General features: G+C 68.4%; 17 protein-coding genes. 5 read left to right on the top strand and 12 right to left on the bottom strand.

Annotated features, from left to right (window positions below; genetic code table 11):
• Positions 1-7: 7 nt before the first annotated feature.
• The 4 genes from ACIPC1_RS28900 to ACIPC1_RS28885 all read right to left on the bottom strand — a co-directional run bounded on the left by ACIPC1_RS28900 (position 8) and on the right by ACIPC1_RS28885 (position 3,137).
• Positions 8-454 (bottom strand): organic hydroperoxide resistance protein, encoded by a 447-nt coding sequence (locus tag ACIPC1_RS28900; RefSeq protein WP_402522062.1) that lies wholly within the window; start codon positions 452-454, stop codon positions 8-10.
• 115 nt (positions 455-569) lie between these two features.
• Positions 570-1,343: an energy-coupling factor ABC transporter ATP-binding protein gene (locus ACIPC1_RS28895; protein WP_402522059.1), complete on the bottom strand. Its 774-nt coding sequence runs from the start codon at positions 1,341-1,343 to the stop codon at positions 570-572.
• On the bottom strand, positions 1,331-2,092 hold the full coding sequence (cbiQ, locus tag ACIPC1_RS28890) for a cobalt ECF transporter T component CbiQ (protein ID WP_402522057.1): 762 nt from the start codon (positions 2,090-2,092) through the stop codon (positions 1,331-1,333). The genes ACIPC1_RS28895 and cbiQ overlap by 13 nt, the downstream gene beginning before the upstream one ends.
• 1 nt (position 2,093) lies before the next feature.
• Complete coding sequence (locus ACIPC1_RS28885) at positions 2,094-3,137, bottom strand: energy-coupling factor ABC transporter permease (protein ID WP_402522054.1); 1,044 nt, start codon at positions 3,135-3,137, stop codon at positions 2,094-2,096.
• 204 nt (positions 3,138-3,341) lie between these two features.
• Here ACIPC1_RS28885 and ACIPC1_RS28880 point away from each other — a divergent pair, with 204 nt between their 5' ends.
• Positions 3,342-3,698 (top strand): SsgA family sporulation/cell division regulator, encoded by a 357-nt coding sequence (locus ACIPC1_RS28880; protein ID WP_384385854.1) that lies wholly within the window; start codon positions 3,342-3,344, stop codon positions 3,696-3,698.
• Between the two features lie 120 nt (positions 3,699-3,818).
• Here ACIPC1_RS28880 and ACIPC1_RS28875 read toward each other — a convergent pair whose 3' ends face one another.
• From ACIPC1_RS28875 to ACIPC1_RS28865, 3 genes are all read right to left on the bottom strand, one after another.
• A complete protein-coding gene (locus tag ACIPC1_RS28875) occupies positions 3,819-4,064 on the bottom strand; it encodes a hypothetical protein (protein ID WP_402522052.1) in 246 nt (81 codons plus the stop codon).
• A gap of 70 nt (positions 4,065-4,134) precedes the next feature.
• Positions 4,135-4,386, bottom strand: a complete 252-nt coding sequence (locus ACIPC1_RS28870) for a DUF397 domain-containing protein (protein ID WP_402522048.1) — start codon at positions 4,384-4,386, stop codon at positions 4,135-4,137.
• Positions 4,383-5,228: a helix-turn-helix domain-containing protein gene (locus ACIPC1_RS28865; protein ID WP_402522046.1), complete on the bottom strand. Its 846-nt coding sequence runs from the start codon at positions 5,226-5,228 to the stop codon at positions 4,383-4,385. The genes ACIPC1_RS28870 and ACIPC1_RS28865 overlap by 4 nt, the downstream gene beginning before the upstream one ends.
• Before the next feature lie 136 nt (positions 5,229-5,364).
• On the opposite strand from ACIPC1_RS28865, the gene ACIPC1_RS28860 reads away from it, so the two are divergent.
• A complete protein-coding gene (locus tag ACIPC1_RS28860) occupies positions 5,365-5,811 on the top strand; it encodes an ATP-binding protein (protein ID WP_402522044.1) in 447 nt (148 codons plus the stop codon).
• Positions 5,812-5,885: 74 nt separating this feature from the next.
• Here ACIPC1_RS28860 and ACIPC1_RS28855 read toward each other — a convergent pair whose 3' ends face one another.
• The 3 genes from ACIPC1_RS28855 to ACIPC1_RS28845 form a co-directional block, all read right to left on the bottom strand.
• Entirely contained in the window at positions 5,886-7,436 is a 1,551-nt protein-coding gene (locus ACIPC1_RS28855; RefSeq protein WP_402522041.1) for a sodium:solute symporter, read from the bottom strand.
• Positions 7,433-7,729 (bottom strand): hypothetical protein, encoded by a 297-nt coding sequence (locus tag ACIPC1_RS28850; RefSeq protein WP_402522039.1) that lies wholly within the window; start codon positions 7,727-7,729, stop codon positions 7,433-7,435. The genes ACIPC1_RS28855 and ACIPC1_RS28850 overlap by 4 nt, the downstream gene beginning before the upstream one ends.
• A gap of 145 nt (positions 7,730-7,874) precedes the next feature.
• A complete protein-coding gene (locus ACIPC1_RS28845; RefSeq protein ID WP_402522036.1) occupies positions 7,875-8,702 on the bottom strand; it encodes a GntR family transcriptional regulator in 828 nt (275 codons plus the stop codon).
• Positions 8,703-8,875: 173 nt separating this feature from the next.
• Here ACIPC1_RS28845 and ACIPC1_RS28840 point away from each other — a divergent pair, with 173 nt between their 5' ends.
• The 3 genes from ACIPC1_RS28840 to ACIPC1_RS28830 are packed head-to-tail and all read left to right on the top strand — an operon-like array spanning position 8,876 to position 12,236.
• Entirely contained in the window at positions 8,876-10,297 is a 1,422-nt protein-coding gene (locus ACIPC1_RS28840; protein WP_402522034.1) for an amidase, read from the top strand.
• A 39-nt stretch (positions 10,298-10,336) separates the two neighbouring features.
• Positions 10,337-11,239, top strand: coding sequence for a phosphotransferase family protein (locus ACIPC1_RS28835; RefSeq protein ID WP_402522032.1), 903 nt, complete (start codon positions 10,337-10,339; stop codon positions 11,237-11,239).
• Positions 11,240-11,249: 10 nt separating this feature from the next.
• Entirely contained in the window at positions 11,250-12,236 is a 987-nt protein-coding gene (locus ACIPC1_RS28830; protein WP_402522030.1) for a phosphotransferase, read from the top strand.
• Between the two features lie 124 nt (positions 12,237-12,360).
• Here ACIPC1_RS28830 and ACIPC1_RS28825 read toward each other — a convergent pair whose 3' ends face one another.
• The gene (locus ACIPC1_RS28825) at positions 12,361-14,577 is read right to left on the bottom strand and encodes an MMPL family transporter (protein WP_402522028.1); all 2,217 of its coding nucleotides are present in this window, start codon (positions 14,575-14,577) and stop codon (positions 12,361-12,363) included.
• A gap of 146 nt (positions 14,578-14,723) precedes the next feature.
• Positions 14,724-15,314 (bottom strand): TetR/AcrR family transcriptional regulator, encoded by a 591-nt coding sequence (locus ACIPC1_RS28820; RefSeq protein WP_402522024.1) that lies wholly within the window; start codon positions 15,312-15,314, stop codon positions 14,724-14,726.
• Positions 15,315-15,353: the final 39 nt, after the last annotated feature.

The following is a 15,353-nucleotide window of genomic DNA, read 5'->3' as shown; positions in this document are numbered from 1 at the left end:
GCGATTCCTAGCCGAGCAGGATCGTGACCTCGATGTTGCCGCGGGTGGCGTTGGAGTACGGGCAGACGTCGTGGGCCTCGTCGACGAGCTTGGCCGCGAGGTCCTGGTCGACGACGGGGAGCGAGACGCTGAGGGCGACCGCGAGGCCGTACCCCCGCTGCTTGTTGGGGCCGATGCCGACCTTCGCGGCGACCGTGGAGCCGGAGAGGTCGAAGCCGGCGCGGCGGCCCACCATGACCAGCGCACTGTGGAAGCACGAGCAGTAGCCGGCCGCGAACAGTTGCTCCGGGTTCGTGCCGTTGCCGTCCCCGCCGAGCGCCGGCGGCATCGCGACCTTCAGTTCGAGCTGGCCGTCCTGGCTGGTCACATAGCCGTCCCGGCCGCCGTGCGCGGTGGCCTCCGCGACGTACATGATCTTCGTCGGGCGGGCGTTGACAGTGGTGCCGTCGATCATGGCGGGACCTCCCCCGGGGCGGGCGGCGCAGGAGCGGGCGATTGCATCGTGCACACGTTATCGAGGGGCACGGGCACCTTGTTACCGGGGGTAGCAAGGTGGAGGCAGCCACGGCTCAACGGGGTTTCGCGACCTTGTCCTCGGTCAGGCGCGGGTCGAAGCCGAAGGGCAGCTCCAGACGGTGGGTGCGCATCAGCTCGTCGTCGGCGAGCAGTTCGCCGGTCCGTCCATCGGCCGCGATCACGCCGTCGCTGAGGACGAGGGCACGCGGGCACAGTTCGAGGGCGTACGGCAGGTCGTGCGTGACCATGAGGACGGTGACGTCCAACGACCGCAGGATGTCGGCGAGTTCGCGCCGTGAGGCGGGGTCGAGGTTGGAGGACGGCTCGTCGAGGACGAGGATCTCCGGCTCCATCGCGAGGACAGTGGCGACGGCGACCCGGCGCCGCTGGCCGAAGGAGAGGTGGTGCGGCGGGCGCTCGGCGAAGTCCGCCATGCCGACCTGCTCCAGGGCCGTGCGGACACGCTGCTCCAGCTCGGCGCCCTTCATCCCGGCCGCGGCCGGCCCGAAGGCGACGTCCTCGCGCACGCTCGGCATGAACAACTGGTCGTCCGGGTCCTGGAAGACGATGCCGACCTTGCGCCGGATCTCGGCCATGTGCCGCTTGCCGACGGGGAGTCCGGCCACCGTCACGGTCCCGGCACCGCCGCTCAGGATGCCGTTGAGGTGCAGTACGAGGGTGGTCTTGCCGGCGCCGTTCGGCCCGAGCAGCGCGACGCGCTCACCGCGCGCGACGGTGAAGTCGACGCCGAAGAGGGCCTGGTGCCCGTCGGGGTAGGCGAAGGCCAGTCCGGCGACTTCAAGAGAAGGGGTCGTCACAGGGTCCATCCCAAAAGACATACGACGAGCGCGGCGAACGGGAGGGCGAAAGCGTACGACCACTGCGCCCGGGACGCGGTCACCTCGTCGATGACCGGCATCGAACCGGCGTACCCCCGGCTCACCATGGCGAGGTGCACGCGCTCCCCGCGCTCGTAGGAGCGGATGAACAGGGCGCCCGCGGACTTGGCGAGGACCCCCCAGTGCTTGACGCCGCTCGCCTCGAAGCCGCGCGACTCCCGCGCGATCCGCATCCGCCGCATCTCGTCCGCGATGACATCGCCGTACCGGATCATGAAGGACGCGATCTGCACGAGCAGCGGCGGGAGCTTCAGGCGTTGCAGGCCGAGGAGCAGTTCGCGCAGTTCGGTGGTGGAGGCGAGGAGTACGGAGGCGGCGACGCCCAGGGTTCCCTTGGCGAGGACGTTCCAGGCGCCCCACAGCCCGTTGACGCTCAGCGACATGCCGAGGACGTCGACCCGCTCGCCCTCCGCGACGAACGGCATGAGCACCGCGAAGGCGACGAACGGGACCTCGATGAGCAGCCGCTTCAGCAGGAAGGGGGCGGGCACCCGGGCCTGGTACGCGACCACCGCGAGGAGGACGGCGTACAACGCGAACGCCCACATCGCCTCGCGCGGGGTGGAGACGACCACGATCACGAAGGCGAAGGTGGCCGCGAGTTTGGTGTGCGGGGGTAGGCCGTGCACGGGCGAGTGGCCGCGCCGGTAGAGCTTGTGGGCGTGACCGGCGCCCATGTCAGGCGACCTGCGAGGGGGACACTTCGGTCGTACGGCGCCTGCGGACCGCCCAGAAGACGCCGGTGCCCGCGACGACGGTGACGCCGACGCCGATGACACCCGCGAGGCCGCCGGAGAGGCGGGCGTTCGAGACGTCCTTGACTCCGTAGTCGGCGAGCGGGGAGTCGGCGGCGTCGTGCTCCTCGACGTGTGTGTCGATGCCCTTGTCCGTGGCGACCTTCTCCAGGCCGTCGGGGCTGGCGGAGGCGTAGAAGCTGACGAACCCGGCGAGGACCAGGGAGGCGACGAGTCCGGTGATCCACACCTTGCGGTGGGAGGTGCGGGCGGCGACGGGGACCGGGGCGGCCTCGGGTGCGTCCACCAGCTCGCCGTTGACACGCAGCTTGAGCTGCTGGGTCAGGCCACGCGCTCCGTACACGAGATCCGGTCGTACGGCGATGACGGCGCCGACCGTGAGCGCGGTGATCGCGGCCTCGCCGATGCCGATGAGGATGTGGACGCCGACCATCGCGGTGGCGACCTTGTCGATCGAGACGTCGGTGGTGCCGCCGAGCGCGTAGATGAGGGTGAAGGCGACGGCGGCGGCCGGTACGGAAAGCAGCGCCGAGACGAAGGCGGCGGCCGTGATGGAACGCCGCCCGCGCGGGAGCACCTTCACCAGGCCGCGGAACACGGCGTACGCGACGACCGTGGTGACGATCGCCATGTCCGTGATGTTCACGCCGAGCGCGGTGAGGCCGCCGTCCGCGAAGAGGATGCCCTGCATCAGCAGGACCACGGAGACGCAGAGAACCCCTGTGTAGGGGCCGACGAGTATCGCCGCCAGCGCACCTCCCAGCAGGTGTCCGCTGGTCCCGGCGGCGACCGGGAAGTTCAGCATCTGCACGGCGAAGATGAAGGCGGCGACCAGGCCGGCGAGCGGCGCGGTCTTCTCGTCCAGCTCGCGACGCGCCCCTTTGAGGCTCACGGCGATGGCACCGGCGGCGACTACTCCGGTGACCGCGGAGACGGGGGCGTTGATGAATCCATCTGGCACATGCACCGTACGAGAATAGCGCCTTGTTGCGAAGACCTCGCAAGAGCGAGATGGCCACGAATAAGCGGGCGGACATCGGGCAGGAGCACTGGGACGGGTCCTGGAGAGGCCGGACGTGCGCCCGGGAGCGGAATCCGCCGAGTGTGCGACATTGGAGAGGTGACGGATTCATAGATTCCGCACAGGTTACACAGCGTAAGGAGTCGGCTCATGTCCGCTGTCGAACAGTACGCACGCGCTCATATCGTCACCGACACCGCAGACACCGCCGCCGACGAACACCGGGTCGTCCCCATCGCCCTTCGCTACGACCCCGAAGCCGACCCCCGCCAGGTCCACGTCACCCTGCCCGGCCCCCACGAGTGGGTCCTCGCCCGCGAGTTGCTCGAACAGGGCCTCCGGGTCCCGGTCAGCGACGGCGACGTACGCGTCTGGCCCCTCGGTCGCGTGCAGGCCGTCGTGGAGTTCCACTCCGCGGAGGGCGTAGCGGTTGTGCAGTTCGAGTCGAAGACGCTGCTGCGGTTCTTGCGTCGTACGTATATGGCGGCGGCGCCGGTGGCTCGCTGACGTGAGGTAAGTTTCACGGGGTTCACCCGGTGGCGGCCACCAGGAACCCGACGACCAGTGCCACGACCGTCGATACGAACACGTCGACAGGCAGAGCAGCCGCGAGGTTGACGAGCGGGGCTATTTCGTTTTGCGGCGCATCCCCCAGGCACGGAAGCGGCTGCTCGCAAAGATGCCCACACCGGCGGATACAGCGATCAGCAAGGCTGTGGCTCCAGCATCCAGTGTGACCGGGCGGGAGAGTGACGCCAAGCAAGCAACGAACGTCGCCGCCGAGGCGACGGCAAAGACCGACCATTCAGCCAGCCACATCTTCATCGTCGACCACGCAGCGTCGTTACGCCCTATTTTGTTATGCAGTGGCACTGCGTCGCCCTCCTTCACCGGGATAGGAATCTGGGCTGAGGCGTCTCCATCCAGGCGAGGGCGCTGGGGGCTACATCCCCGATGCGTACGCCACGAAGTGCGTCCACGTGGTGGGGTCCACGGCGAGGTGGGCGCCCTGGGTGTTCTTGGAGTCGCGGACGTGGATGGTGGCGGGGGCCACGGCTATCTCGACGCAGTCGCCGGCTTCGCTGCTGTCGCTGTAGCTGCTCTTGAACCAGTCCAGCGCCACCTCGACGCAGTCGCCGGCTTCGCCACTGTCGCTGTAGCTGCTCTTGAACCAGTGGAGTTCCCTGGTGCTCATAGTCTCCCCAGCAGTTGCTCGATGAAGGCTTGCGACTCCCTCGGCGTGAGAGCCTGCGCCCGGATCATGCCGTAGCGCAGTTCAAGGATACGAAGATCCCTGGGAGTTGAGACCGGGCGTCCGTTGAACGCCCCGTCGGAACGCCCGACCGCCGTGCCGTCCTGAAACTTCAGCACGTCGATCAGGCCGTCCATTCCGGCGTGGTCCTCCCGGTCGGTCGGCATGACCTGAAACGTGACGTTCCGCAGCTTCGCCACCTCCAGCAGGTGTTCGAGCTGTCGCCGCAACACCATCCTGCCTCCGATGGGGCGCTCCAGCGTCACCTGCTCCTGGACAAAGCCGAGCGTCGGGGCAGGATCCCGTTCGAAGATCACCTTTCGGGCCATCCGCGCATCAGCCTCCCGGGCCACCACGTCCGGAGAGTACGCAGGCTGACGCGTCTCGAAGAGCGCCTTCGCGTATTCCGGCGTCTGCAACAGTCCATGGATGTTGTGGTTGCGATACCACGCCGACTCAACCGCCCGCGCCTCCAGCTGAGCAAGCTCCCGCACCTTCTTCGGATAGCGGGCCTTCTCCGTGTGCACCCGCAGCGCGGCGATCGCGCCGCCCGCGTGCAGCACCTCGTCCGCCTGGTACAGGAACTCCAGCCGGGGAATCCGCGCCCCGCGCTCGATCTTTCGGATCATGTCCTCGCCGTATCCCATGGCCTCCCCGAAGTCGGCCGCGTTCATCCCCGCGGCCTCCCGGTGGAACTTGATGACACCGCCGACGACCTCGATCATCGGCGCCATCTCGTCGCCGGGTTCGATGCCCCAGCCCGCCTCGTCCACGCCCTCGCTCATCGCCCACCTCCCACGCGCACTCGTACCCGTACGGCACGGAGACAGCCGAGACAGCCCGAGACAAACGCCGGACAGTAACGGTACGTACACGCGCCGCGACTCCACACCGTACGCAGAGTCGGCCACGCTGAGTGATGTGAATCAAGAAACCGCCGTCTCCCACCCCCAACTCGGCGACCCCATCCGCAACTTCAGCGTCCTCCTGTCGCCCACGCCACGCGGCGCCCGACTGGCCCGGCTGCTGGCTGTCGAACAACTTCGCAGCTGGGAGCTGCCGTTGGAGGCGCCGAGCCAGATCGTCGCCGAGCTGGCGGCCAACGCCACGACTCACGGGCGGATCCCGGGCCGCGACTTCCGCCTGACGCTGTACGTGGTCGGCGACACGCTCCGTATCGAGGTCACGGACACCCGCGGTGACCGCCTCCCCCGGCTCAACCCGGCGGCGCCGCAAGCGGATTCGGGGCGCGGCCTGTTACTCGTGGAGGCACTGGCGGACCGCTGGGGCGTGACATTGGGACTGCCGCCACGCAAAACGGTCTGGGCTGAGATGGAGGTGGGCAGGGCCCGTCACCCACAAGGATGATCATCGCCCATTGGCTGAAGTTCCAGCGAGGCCGCCGCCGGCCGCACCATGACTACAGCCGCTGGACAACGGCATCAGGAAGCAGGGTCCACCTCGAGTACGGAGGCAGGCGAGCTCGGCTGCGGCCGGTCGGCCTGCGGGATGGAACGTTTGGCGGCCTCGAACAGCTGGGCCACGCGGATGCGTTCCGCTGCGGACTGGCTGGTGATCGCCGAGACGATGAGGAAGACGGCGAGGTTGACGGTGAAGCCGATGATCCCGCCGGTGATGCTGCCCAGGACGCGGATGTCGTCGGGGTAGATCAGGGTCAGGACCCCGGCGACGGTGAAGCCGGACACCATGCCGGAGATGGCCCCCCACTTGTTGCCCCAGCGCCAGAAGATGCCCAGGAACAGCGGCACGCCGAGCTGGACGATGCCCTGGTAGGAGATCTGAGCGAGTAGCTGGAGCCGGCTCATGTTGAAGGTGAGGTAGGCGACCACTGCGGCCAGGGCCATGAAGATGACCATGCTGGTCTTCGCGATCGTGGTCAGTTGGCTGTCGGTGAACTTCCGCTTTCCGCTGTTGATGATGTCGTTGGCGATTTGCAGGCCGCACACCTGCACGGCGCCGTCGATGTGGCCCATCGACGCCGCGAAGACGATGACCACCGCCAGGCCCAGCATCCAGGTGCCGCCGAACTGGTCGAGCAGGGTGAACCAGCCGTTCTGCGGGTCGTTGATCACTTCGGGGACCCGGGTCCCGGCAATGCCGACGAGCATGAGCAGTGTGTAGAAGACGCCGGAGATGAGGATCGTCCGGACGGTGCCGGCCTTCACCGCGCGGACGCTGGAGGCGGTGTAGATGCGCTGGAAACTGGTCGGCCAGCACAGCGAGCCGACGACACCGGTGAAGATGAGGCTGGCGATGTACCAGGGCCCGTACGCGCCGCCGTCACCGGGAAGGGTCAGGACCTTGTCACCGACCCGCCCGAGGTCGGCGAAGCTGATCGGGGAGTCGCCGACGCCGGTCAGCATCACCACACACACGACGGCGGAGACGACGTAGGCGACGACGCCCTGGAACATGTCGGTCATGATCAGGCCCCGCATGCCCATCTTCACGGTCCAGAACTGGCGGATGACGATGACCGCCAAGCCGATGACCAGACAGGCGGTCAGCGACCAGGCGCCGTCGCCGGCGATCTCGAAGAGGCTGCCCAGGGCCTGCATGCCGAGGACGACCCAGGGGAACAGCGAGACGACCCCGATCACGCTGGCGATGAACTTCACGGCCCCGGACCCGTAACGCATACCGAGCAGATCCGGCTGGGTGCGCAGGTTGAACTTGGCGCCCCACCGCCATGCCCGAGTCGCCATGAGGTACATGAAGGTGACACCGAGGATGGAGTAGGCCAGCCCGTACAGGCCGAAGACGCCGGCACCGGCGGCCAGGCCGAAGAACGCGATGAACGTCGCGCCCGGCCACCACGAGTTGACGTAGGACATGGCGACGTACCAGGGGCCGTAGCTGCGACCACCCACCGCGTACTCGTTGAACGTCGGCTTCGCGGTCTGCTGCGTGGAGTAGAGGATGCCGATGACGATGCCGTAGAACACCGTCAGCATGGCGAGCGTCGTGATCACGCGATGCTCCCCTCGGTACGGCCGACGGCGGCGGAGACCGCCGGGGTGATCTCCTCGTCGAGCTCACCCCGGATGTTCTCCACGGCGTACAGGGCCCACAGCGCCAGGCCGGCGATCGCCGCGTCGGCAATCCAGTAGAAGACGCTGAAGGGAATGCCCAGCACGCTGGTGCGCACGCCGCTGGCGGCCAGGTACAGCGGCGGGCACAAGGCCATCAGCAGGGTGATGGCGTAGACGAGGCCGAAGGCCGCCCGGATGGCTGCCGACGGCAGGCCTTTGATGAGGGTTTTCACGGTCCACCTCGCGGTTGATCTCACCTGGAGTGGCAGGACGCCTGCCAGGGAGTGGCTCGGGGGGCCGCCGTCAGCGCCGGTCGGTACTCCCTGGGGATGCCGTTCAGAGTGGGAGCAGACCATTACTGGTGTTGTGGTCGGTCTTTTACGTGCGCGTAAATGGTCCTGCGGTGGTCACATTCGTGAGCTCGGCGGCCTCGGAGCGCACCCGATGCGCCGGGTTGCTGGTATGCACGGTCAGCCGGGTCCGGTCGGAGCGGAACAGGTCGACGGAGTACTCCAGCGGGACTCCTTCGGAGTCATGGGCGCGCCGGGTCAGCTTCAGCAGAGGGTCACCGTCGGAACAGCCGAGCAGTTCGGCAACCTGGGACGGAGCGGGCGCGGCCTCGATCGTCTCCTCCACCCGCCCCACGGTCGCGCCGAATCGCGCCTCGAACAGTTCATACATCGATCCCTGAAGGTCACACTCGATGAGCGTGGGGAAGCGACGGGAGCTGACATACATACGCTCCAGCGACAGGCTGTCACCGTCGGCGAAGCGGAGCCGCAGGATGGATGCGGCCATGTCGCCAGGACGCAGCCCGAGAAACTCCGCGACCTCGGGCAGCGGTGGCTCGAGCGCAGCAGCGATGACCCGCGTGCCGGACCTGAAACCCTGGGACTTGAGCATCTCCGGGACGCCGCTGACCCGGTTGAGGTCGCGATGGACCTTGCGCCGGATGCCCTGGGTCTGGACCTGCTCCGGTCCCTTCAGACTGGTGTCCACGCCGGTGAGGAAGGCGCCGCCCGCGCGGCCCTGCACCCGTCGGACGATGCCGCGCTCTTCCAGGTCGGCCAGCACCTTGCGCACCGTGGTGCGCGACATCTGTAGCCGGGCCGCCAGCTCCCGTTCGGAGGGCAGTTTCGCCTGTGCTCGCGCGGTGAGGTCCTCGGCGAGCCGCATGACCGCCTCGTGGGCCTCTTCGTACGTCACGGGTTCCTCCTCTCGTCGGCCGCTCGCTGTGGGGGATCCTCCCCCGCCGACGGGCTACCGGCGATGGTGCGGGCAGACCTTTTACGTCGAAGAAACGCAGACCAATCGATACCAGTAATGGTCTGCAATGAACCTTTCGATGTCTCCCCCCTCTCCTTCGGGAAGGTCGATTCATGCACCGACTCCTCGCCCTGACCGCAGCTGAGCTTCGGAAAGGGTTCGCAAGCGGTGACATCACGCCACGGCAGGCCCTCGAAGCGGCACTTGACCAGATTGACGCCGTCAACGGCGAGATCAACGCCGTCGTGGCTGTCGACCGGGAGCGGGCAACGCGGGCGGCCGAGGAGGCGGGGCGCCGGTGGGAGACGGGCTCCCCACTGTCCGTACTGGACGGTGTCCCGGTGACGATCAAGGACAGCGTCCGGGCGGTCAGGATGCCGTGGCGACATGGAACCGCGCCCAATGACAAGCTGCCCGACTGCACGGTCGACTCGCCTCCGGCGGCGCGGCTTCGGGAAGCCGGGGCACTGATCGTGGGGAAGACCACGATGCCGGACTTCGGCATGCTGGCCTCCGGGGTCAGCTCCCTCTACGGCATCGTGCGCAACCCTTGGGACCTGGCGGTCAGCCCCGGCGGGTCGAGCGCGGGCGCGGGGGCGTCACTGGCTGCCGGCATCGGCTGGGCTGCCGTCGGCTCCGACATTGCCGGGTCCGTCCGGTTGCCGGCCGGTCACTGCGGCCTGGTGGCGCTCAAGCCGACACAGGGACGCATCCCGCATCTGCCCTCCAGCACCGTCCGCTCGGCCGGGCCGATGGCGCGGACGGCCGGTGATCTCGTGGCCCTGTACTCGGTCATTGCGCGCCCCGACACCCGCGACGAACTGTCCCTGCCTGGCGAGGAGTTCGACCCGGCCGCCGACCTGCTCGCCGCTGCGTACGTGCGCGGTGCACGGATCGGAGTCCTGCTGGACATGGGCTACGGGTACCGGGCGTCCGAAGACGTCGCGGCGGTGGTGCGGCGGGCCGCGGAAACCCTCGCGGCGGCGGGTGCGAGCGTGCACACGGTGCTGCCACCCTTCGACGAGGACCCTTATCCCGCCCTCGACACGCTGTTCCAGGTCCGCGCGCGTACCGAGTGGGAGGCCTTCGACGAAGGCGGCCGCGCACGGGTCCTGCCGAAGCTGGTCGCCTGGTCCGAGCGGGCCGACGAACTGTCAGCCACCGACCTGGAACGGGCCACCGCGGCGGTGGGCCGATCCCGTGACCGCATCGCCCAGCATCTGAGTGGCTACGACCTCGTCCTGGCCCCCGTCCTGCCGGTCGTGTCGTTCCCGGCCGAGAGCGTCGGCCTCGACCCCGAGCGGCCCCTGGCCCACTGCCTTTACACCTGCTGGTTCAACCAGACCGGCCAGCCCGCCGCGGCACTGTGTTTCGGCATGTCCCAGGGCCTGCCCGTCGGCGTTCAGGTCGTAGGGCCGCGGTTCGCCGACCAGCGCGTCCTGGCCGTGACGCGCTGGCTGGAGGCATACCGAGGCTTCACCCCCGACTGGCCTCTCGTCCCCCGGGGCGCCGGGCACGCCGCAGCCTCGGCCTGATGCCGCCCACCCGACGACAGACAGACGCGAGGAGAAGCCATGACCACGACCGCCGACCCGGAGCTGATCCGGCCCGCGCCCCCCACCATGGCCAGCCCCAGCTGGTGGGGTGCGGACTCCGACCGGCACCGCGTACTGCCGGGCCACGGCGCCACCCAGGGTGCGTTCGTGAAGGTCATGCGGCCGGCCACGACCGCCTACGTCCACCTGCCCACGGCGTTCGGGGCAGCCCTCGCCGCCGGCGAGGCCGGCATCGGACCCCGGGAGCTCCATGCCTCGATGGCGGAGCGCACCCTGGTGCTGGAGGACCTCACCGGCCGGGCCAAGACCGCCACGCTCCATGACTTCCTCGACCAGGACCTCGTGCACCGCTACCTGGCGCTGCGCCGCGCCGTGGGCAGCCTCGCCGTCCCGGACCCCCGGCGGGCATCGGTGTTCGACGACATCCGCAGCCTGTGCGCGCTCACCGCACAGCAGGCAACCGTGCTGCCCCGAGACCTTCCGTGGATGCTGAGGGTCCTTGATGACGCCGAGCAGCGGATCGCCGCGACCGGATACGACACCGAGTTCTGCCACGGCGACGGCAACGTCTCCAACGTCCTGATCGACGAGAGGCGACGCCCGTACCTCGTCGACTGGGACAGCGCCGCGGTGATGGACCCGTTGCAGGACATCGGGGCCTCCCTCGCCGAGCTGGCTCCCTCCGACGACGACGCACGCGAGCTGTTCGAGTCCGCCTGGGGGATATGGGACGCGAAGCTGTTCGACCGCGCCCGTGTCTACGGCGCCGCCGACCTCGTGCGCTGGGGGCTGACCGGCGCCTACGTCGACAGCGTCGACCCCGGGACCTTCGAGTACTCCAAGTTCTCCGACTGGCAGTTTCTGCGGGCCCGGTGGGCCCTGACCGCCTCGCAGTTCGACGACCGACTGCGCAACCTGTGAGGGGGATGGCATGACCATCGACCAGGAAACCTCCATCACCGGCACCCCGACGCCCGACGCCACCCCATCCAGCACGCCGGACGCGGACGCCGCCCAGGCCCTGCACGACGCGGTGCGCTCGGTGCCCGGGTGGGCCGACCGCCGGTTCACCACCAGCCCCGTCTTCGGAGGGCTACAGAACAGCAACTGGCGGGTGCGCTTCGACAACGAGGAACAGCAGTACTTCGTCAAGCTGCCCGGGGCCGGCACGGAGACGTACATCGACCGCGGCAACGCCCACACCGCCGGGATGCGCGCCGCGCAAGCAGGCATCAGCCCGCGGATCGTCGCCTTCTTTCCCGACAGCGGCATCGAGATCGTCGAATTCCTCGACGGGTACCGGGCCTGCACCAACGGCGACATGAAGAGGGAGCACATCACCCAGGGCGTCCTGAACCTCTTCCGCACCTTCCACACCACCGGTCCGCTTCCGGTCACCAAAACGCTGTTCGACATGATCGACGAGCATCTCCAGCAGGTCCACGAGCTCGGCGTCGTGTTGCCTCCGACAGCTCCCGCGCTGCTGCGCGAGACACAGGCCGCCCGCGCGGGCCTGGAGGCCTCGGGACTGGACCTCGTCCCCTGTCACAACGACCCCATGCCGGGCAACTTCCTGACCTCCCCGAACGGGCCGATGAAGCTCATCGACTTCGAGTTCGCCGCCAACAACGAACGGGCCTATGAACTGGCGCTGGTGCTGGCGGAGTTCTTCTACGACGAGCCACGCTCCATGGCCTGCATCGAGGAGTTCTACGGAGCCGCAACCTGGGACGTGGTCTCACGGGTCCGCGTCTGTGCCGCACTCGCCGATGTGAAGTGGGGCCTGTGGGGCTGCGTGAACCAGCAGCTCAACGACAGCTGGGACTTCGACTACTTCAAGTACGGCACCTGGAAGCTCGCCCGGGCCCGCGCCGCCATGGCCGACCCACGGTGGCCGCAATGGCTCGCCGCCCTGTAAGCACCATCGCCCCGCTCGACGAGGCCCGTCATCCCGGTGAGGCCGACCAACAGCAGATAGGAGCCCTACACAAGACAGGGCGCCCCACCTCAAGTGGGACGCCCTGCCAACCGCTACGCGAACCTCAGACCGATGCCAGCTCCCGGTCCTCGTCCTTGCCGCGTCGCTCCTCGTCCAGCTTGCGCAGCCCCTCGCCCTCGACGTCGACGTTGGGGAGGGCGCGGTCGAGCCACTTCGGCAGCCACCAGGCCTTCTTGCCGAGGAGGGACAGGACCGCCGGGACGATCGCCATGCGGACGATGAAGGCGTCGAAGAAGACGGCGATGGCGAGGCCGAAGCCGATCATCTTGATCATCGACTCGGTGGAGCCGATGAAGCCGCCGAAGACGGCCATCATGATGACGGCGGCCGCGGTGACGACGCGGGCCCCGTGGTTGAAGCCGGTCACGATCGCCTGGTTGGGCTTCTCGCCGTGGACGTACGCCTCGCGCATGCGGGTCACGAGGAACACCTCGTAGTCCATCGCGAGACCGAAGACGACGCCCACCATGAAGATCGGCATCATCGACATGATCGGGCCGGTCTCCTCGACGCCCAGCAGGCCGCCGAACCAGCCCCACTGGAAGACCGCGACGACGGCGCCGAGCGCGGCCAGCACCGAGAGCAGGAAGCCGAGGGCCGCCTTCAGCGGGACCAGGATCGAGCGGAAGACCACGATCAGCAGGAGGAAGGCGAGGCCGACGACCAGCGCCAGGTACGGGATCAGCGCGTCGTTGAGCTTCTGCGAGAAGTCGATGTTCATCGCCGTCGTGCCGGTGACCAGCACCTGCGCGCCGGTGTCCGCCTTGATGTCGCCGGCCTCGCCACGGATGGCGTGCACCAGGTCCTCGGTGGTGATCGAGGAGGGCTTGGAGTCCGGGACGACGTTGATCGTGGCGGTGTCCTTGGCCTCGTTCAGCGGCGACGCCGTCACCGACACCACATCGTCGAGGCCCTTGATCCGGTCGGTCACCGTGGTGACAGCGGCCTCCGGGTCGTCGCTGTCCTTCACGTCCGTGACGATCATCAGCGGACCGTTGAAGCCGGGTCCGAAACCGTCGGACAGCAGGTCGTACGCCCGGCGCTGGGTCGTGGACGTCGGCTGTGAACCGTCGTCGCCCAGGCCCAGTTCGAGCGAGGTCGCCGGAATCGCGGCGGCGCCGAGCGCGACGACACCGAAGAGGAGGACGGCAACCGGACGGCGTACGACGAAGCTCGCCCAGCGGGTGCCCATGTTGGGTTTGCCCTCCTTCTTGGCGGCGCGCCCTCCCCCGAGCAGCTTGCTCTTCTTGCCCGCGGGCTGGACCCTCTTGCCGGCGAAGCCGAGCAGCGCCGGGATCATCGTCAGAGCGATCAGTACGGCGATCACGACCGTGCCCGCCGCCGCGACACCCATCTTCGTCAGCATCGGAATGTTCACGACCGAGAGGCCGACCAGCGCGATGACCACGGTGAGACCGGCGAAGACGACCGCGGAGCCCGCCGTGCCGACGGCCCGCCCGGCCGCTTCCTCGCGTTCGCGGCCCTCGGCCAGCTCGGCTCGGTAGCGGGAGACGATGAAGAGCGCGTAGTCGATGCCGACCGCGAGGCCGATCATCATCGCGAGGGTGGAGGTGGTGCTGCCGAGGTCGAGCGTCTTCGCCAGGGCCGTGATGGTCGAGATGCCGATGCCCACGCCGATCAGCGCGGTCAGCAGCGGCAGTCCGGCCGAGATCAGCGAGCCGAAGGTGATGACGAGGACGACCGCGGCGACCGAGATACCGATGATCTCGGTGGACCCGGTCTCGGGCACCGCCTGGAGCGCGTCACCGCCGATCTCCACGGTCAGCCCACCGGCCCGCGCCTCCTGAGCCGCGTCCTCCAGGGCCTCCTTCGAGGAGTCCTGCAACTCCATGCCGGAGACCTTGTACGAGACCTGCGCGTACGCGATCGTCCCGTCCTTGGAGATCGACTTGCTCTCGTACGGGTCCGTGACGGAGGTGACTTCGGAGCCGTCGCCGAGTGCCTCGATGGCCTTCTCGACGGTCGCCTTGTTCTCCGCGTCCTTCATCTTCTCGCCACTGGGCGCCTTGAAGACGACCCGCGCGGTCGCACCGTCGGCGCTCATGCCGGGGTTGCGCTGTTCCAGCAGGTCGAAGGCCTTCTGCGCTTCCGTGCCGGGTATCGAGAAGGAACTGGTGCCCGCGGCGGGTGCGCTTGCCGCGCCGACACCCGCGAGGGTGAGCAGCGCCACCCAGATCAGGGCGACGAAGTGCCGTCGCCTGAAGGCGAGTCGGCCGAGTTTGTAGAGAAACGTAGCCACGAGGGCGTACTCCCGGTCAGGTCGTGGGATGGCAAGGGGCTGGTGCGATCACCCGCTGGGGAACGGGAGAGGGCAGAGGGGATCAGCCCGACGACGTGAGCGGTCGCGTCAGGTACAACTACAGGGATTCGTAAGGGGGTTGGGGGTCAGGCGCCGAGAGCGGGGAGGATCACGGCATCGACGTACGAGGTGAGGAAGGCCCGGGTCGGCGGCAGTTCGTCGATCAGCGTCCGGGCCGCGAAGCCACCGATCAGCATGTGCATCACGAAGCCGATCGCGGGGTTGTCCGGACGGACCTCGCCCCGGTCGATGGCACGTTGCAGCATGCGCCGAATCTCCGCCATCTCCGGCTCGATGAGCAATTCCCGGAAGGCGCGCAGGAGATCGGGGTTCGTGTGCGTCGCCATGGCCAGTCCCCGCATCAACGCCGAGTTCTGTTCCATGTGACAGTCGTCCTCACGCACCACCATCGCGTGGAAGTCGCCCCGCAGGGACCCGGTGTCGACGTTGCCGTGAAAACCCGGCTTCTGGTGCCGCATCGCCTTGGCGACGAGCTCCGCCTTGCCGCCCCACTGGCGGTAGAGGGTGGCCTTGCTGGACTTGGTGCGGGCGGCGACGGCGTCCATCGTCAGGGCGTCGTAACCGACCTCCCGAAGCAGGTCGAGCACAGCCGTGTACAGCTCGGCTTCACGCTCGGGCGTGATCCGACTGCGTCGCGCCGTTGCGGCTTCAGTCATCCCACTCACCTTCTCCTGCTCGGCGCACGGAGCGGGAGA

Origin of the sequence: Streptomyces sp. NPDC087263 (assembly GCF_044744645.1) — a bacterium.
Taxonomy (GTDB): domain Bacteria; phylum Actinomycetota; class Actinomycetes; order Streptomycetales; family Streptomycetaceae; genus Streptomyces.
The sequence above is the reverse complement of the archived record's forward strand: the minus strand, read 5'-3'. Positions and strand labels throughout refer to the sequence as shown.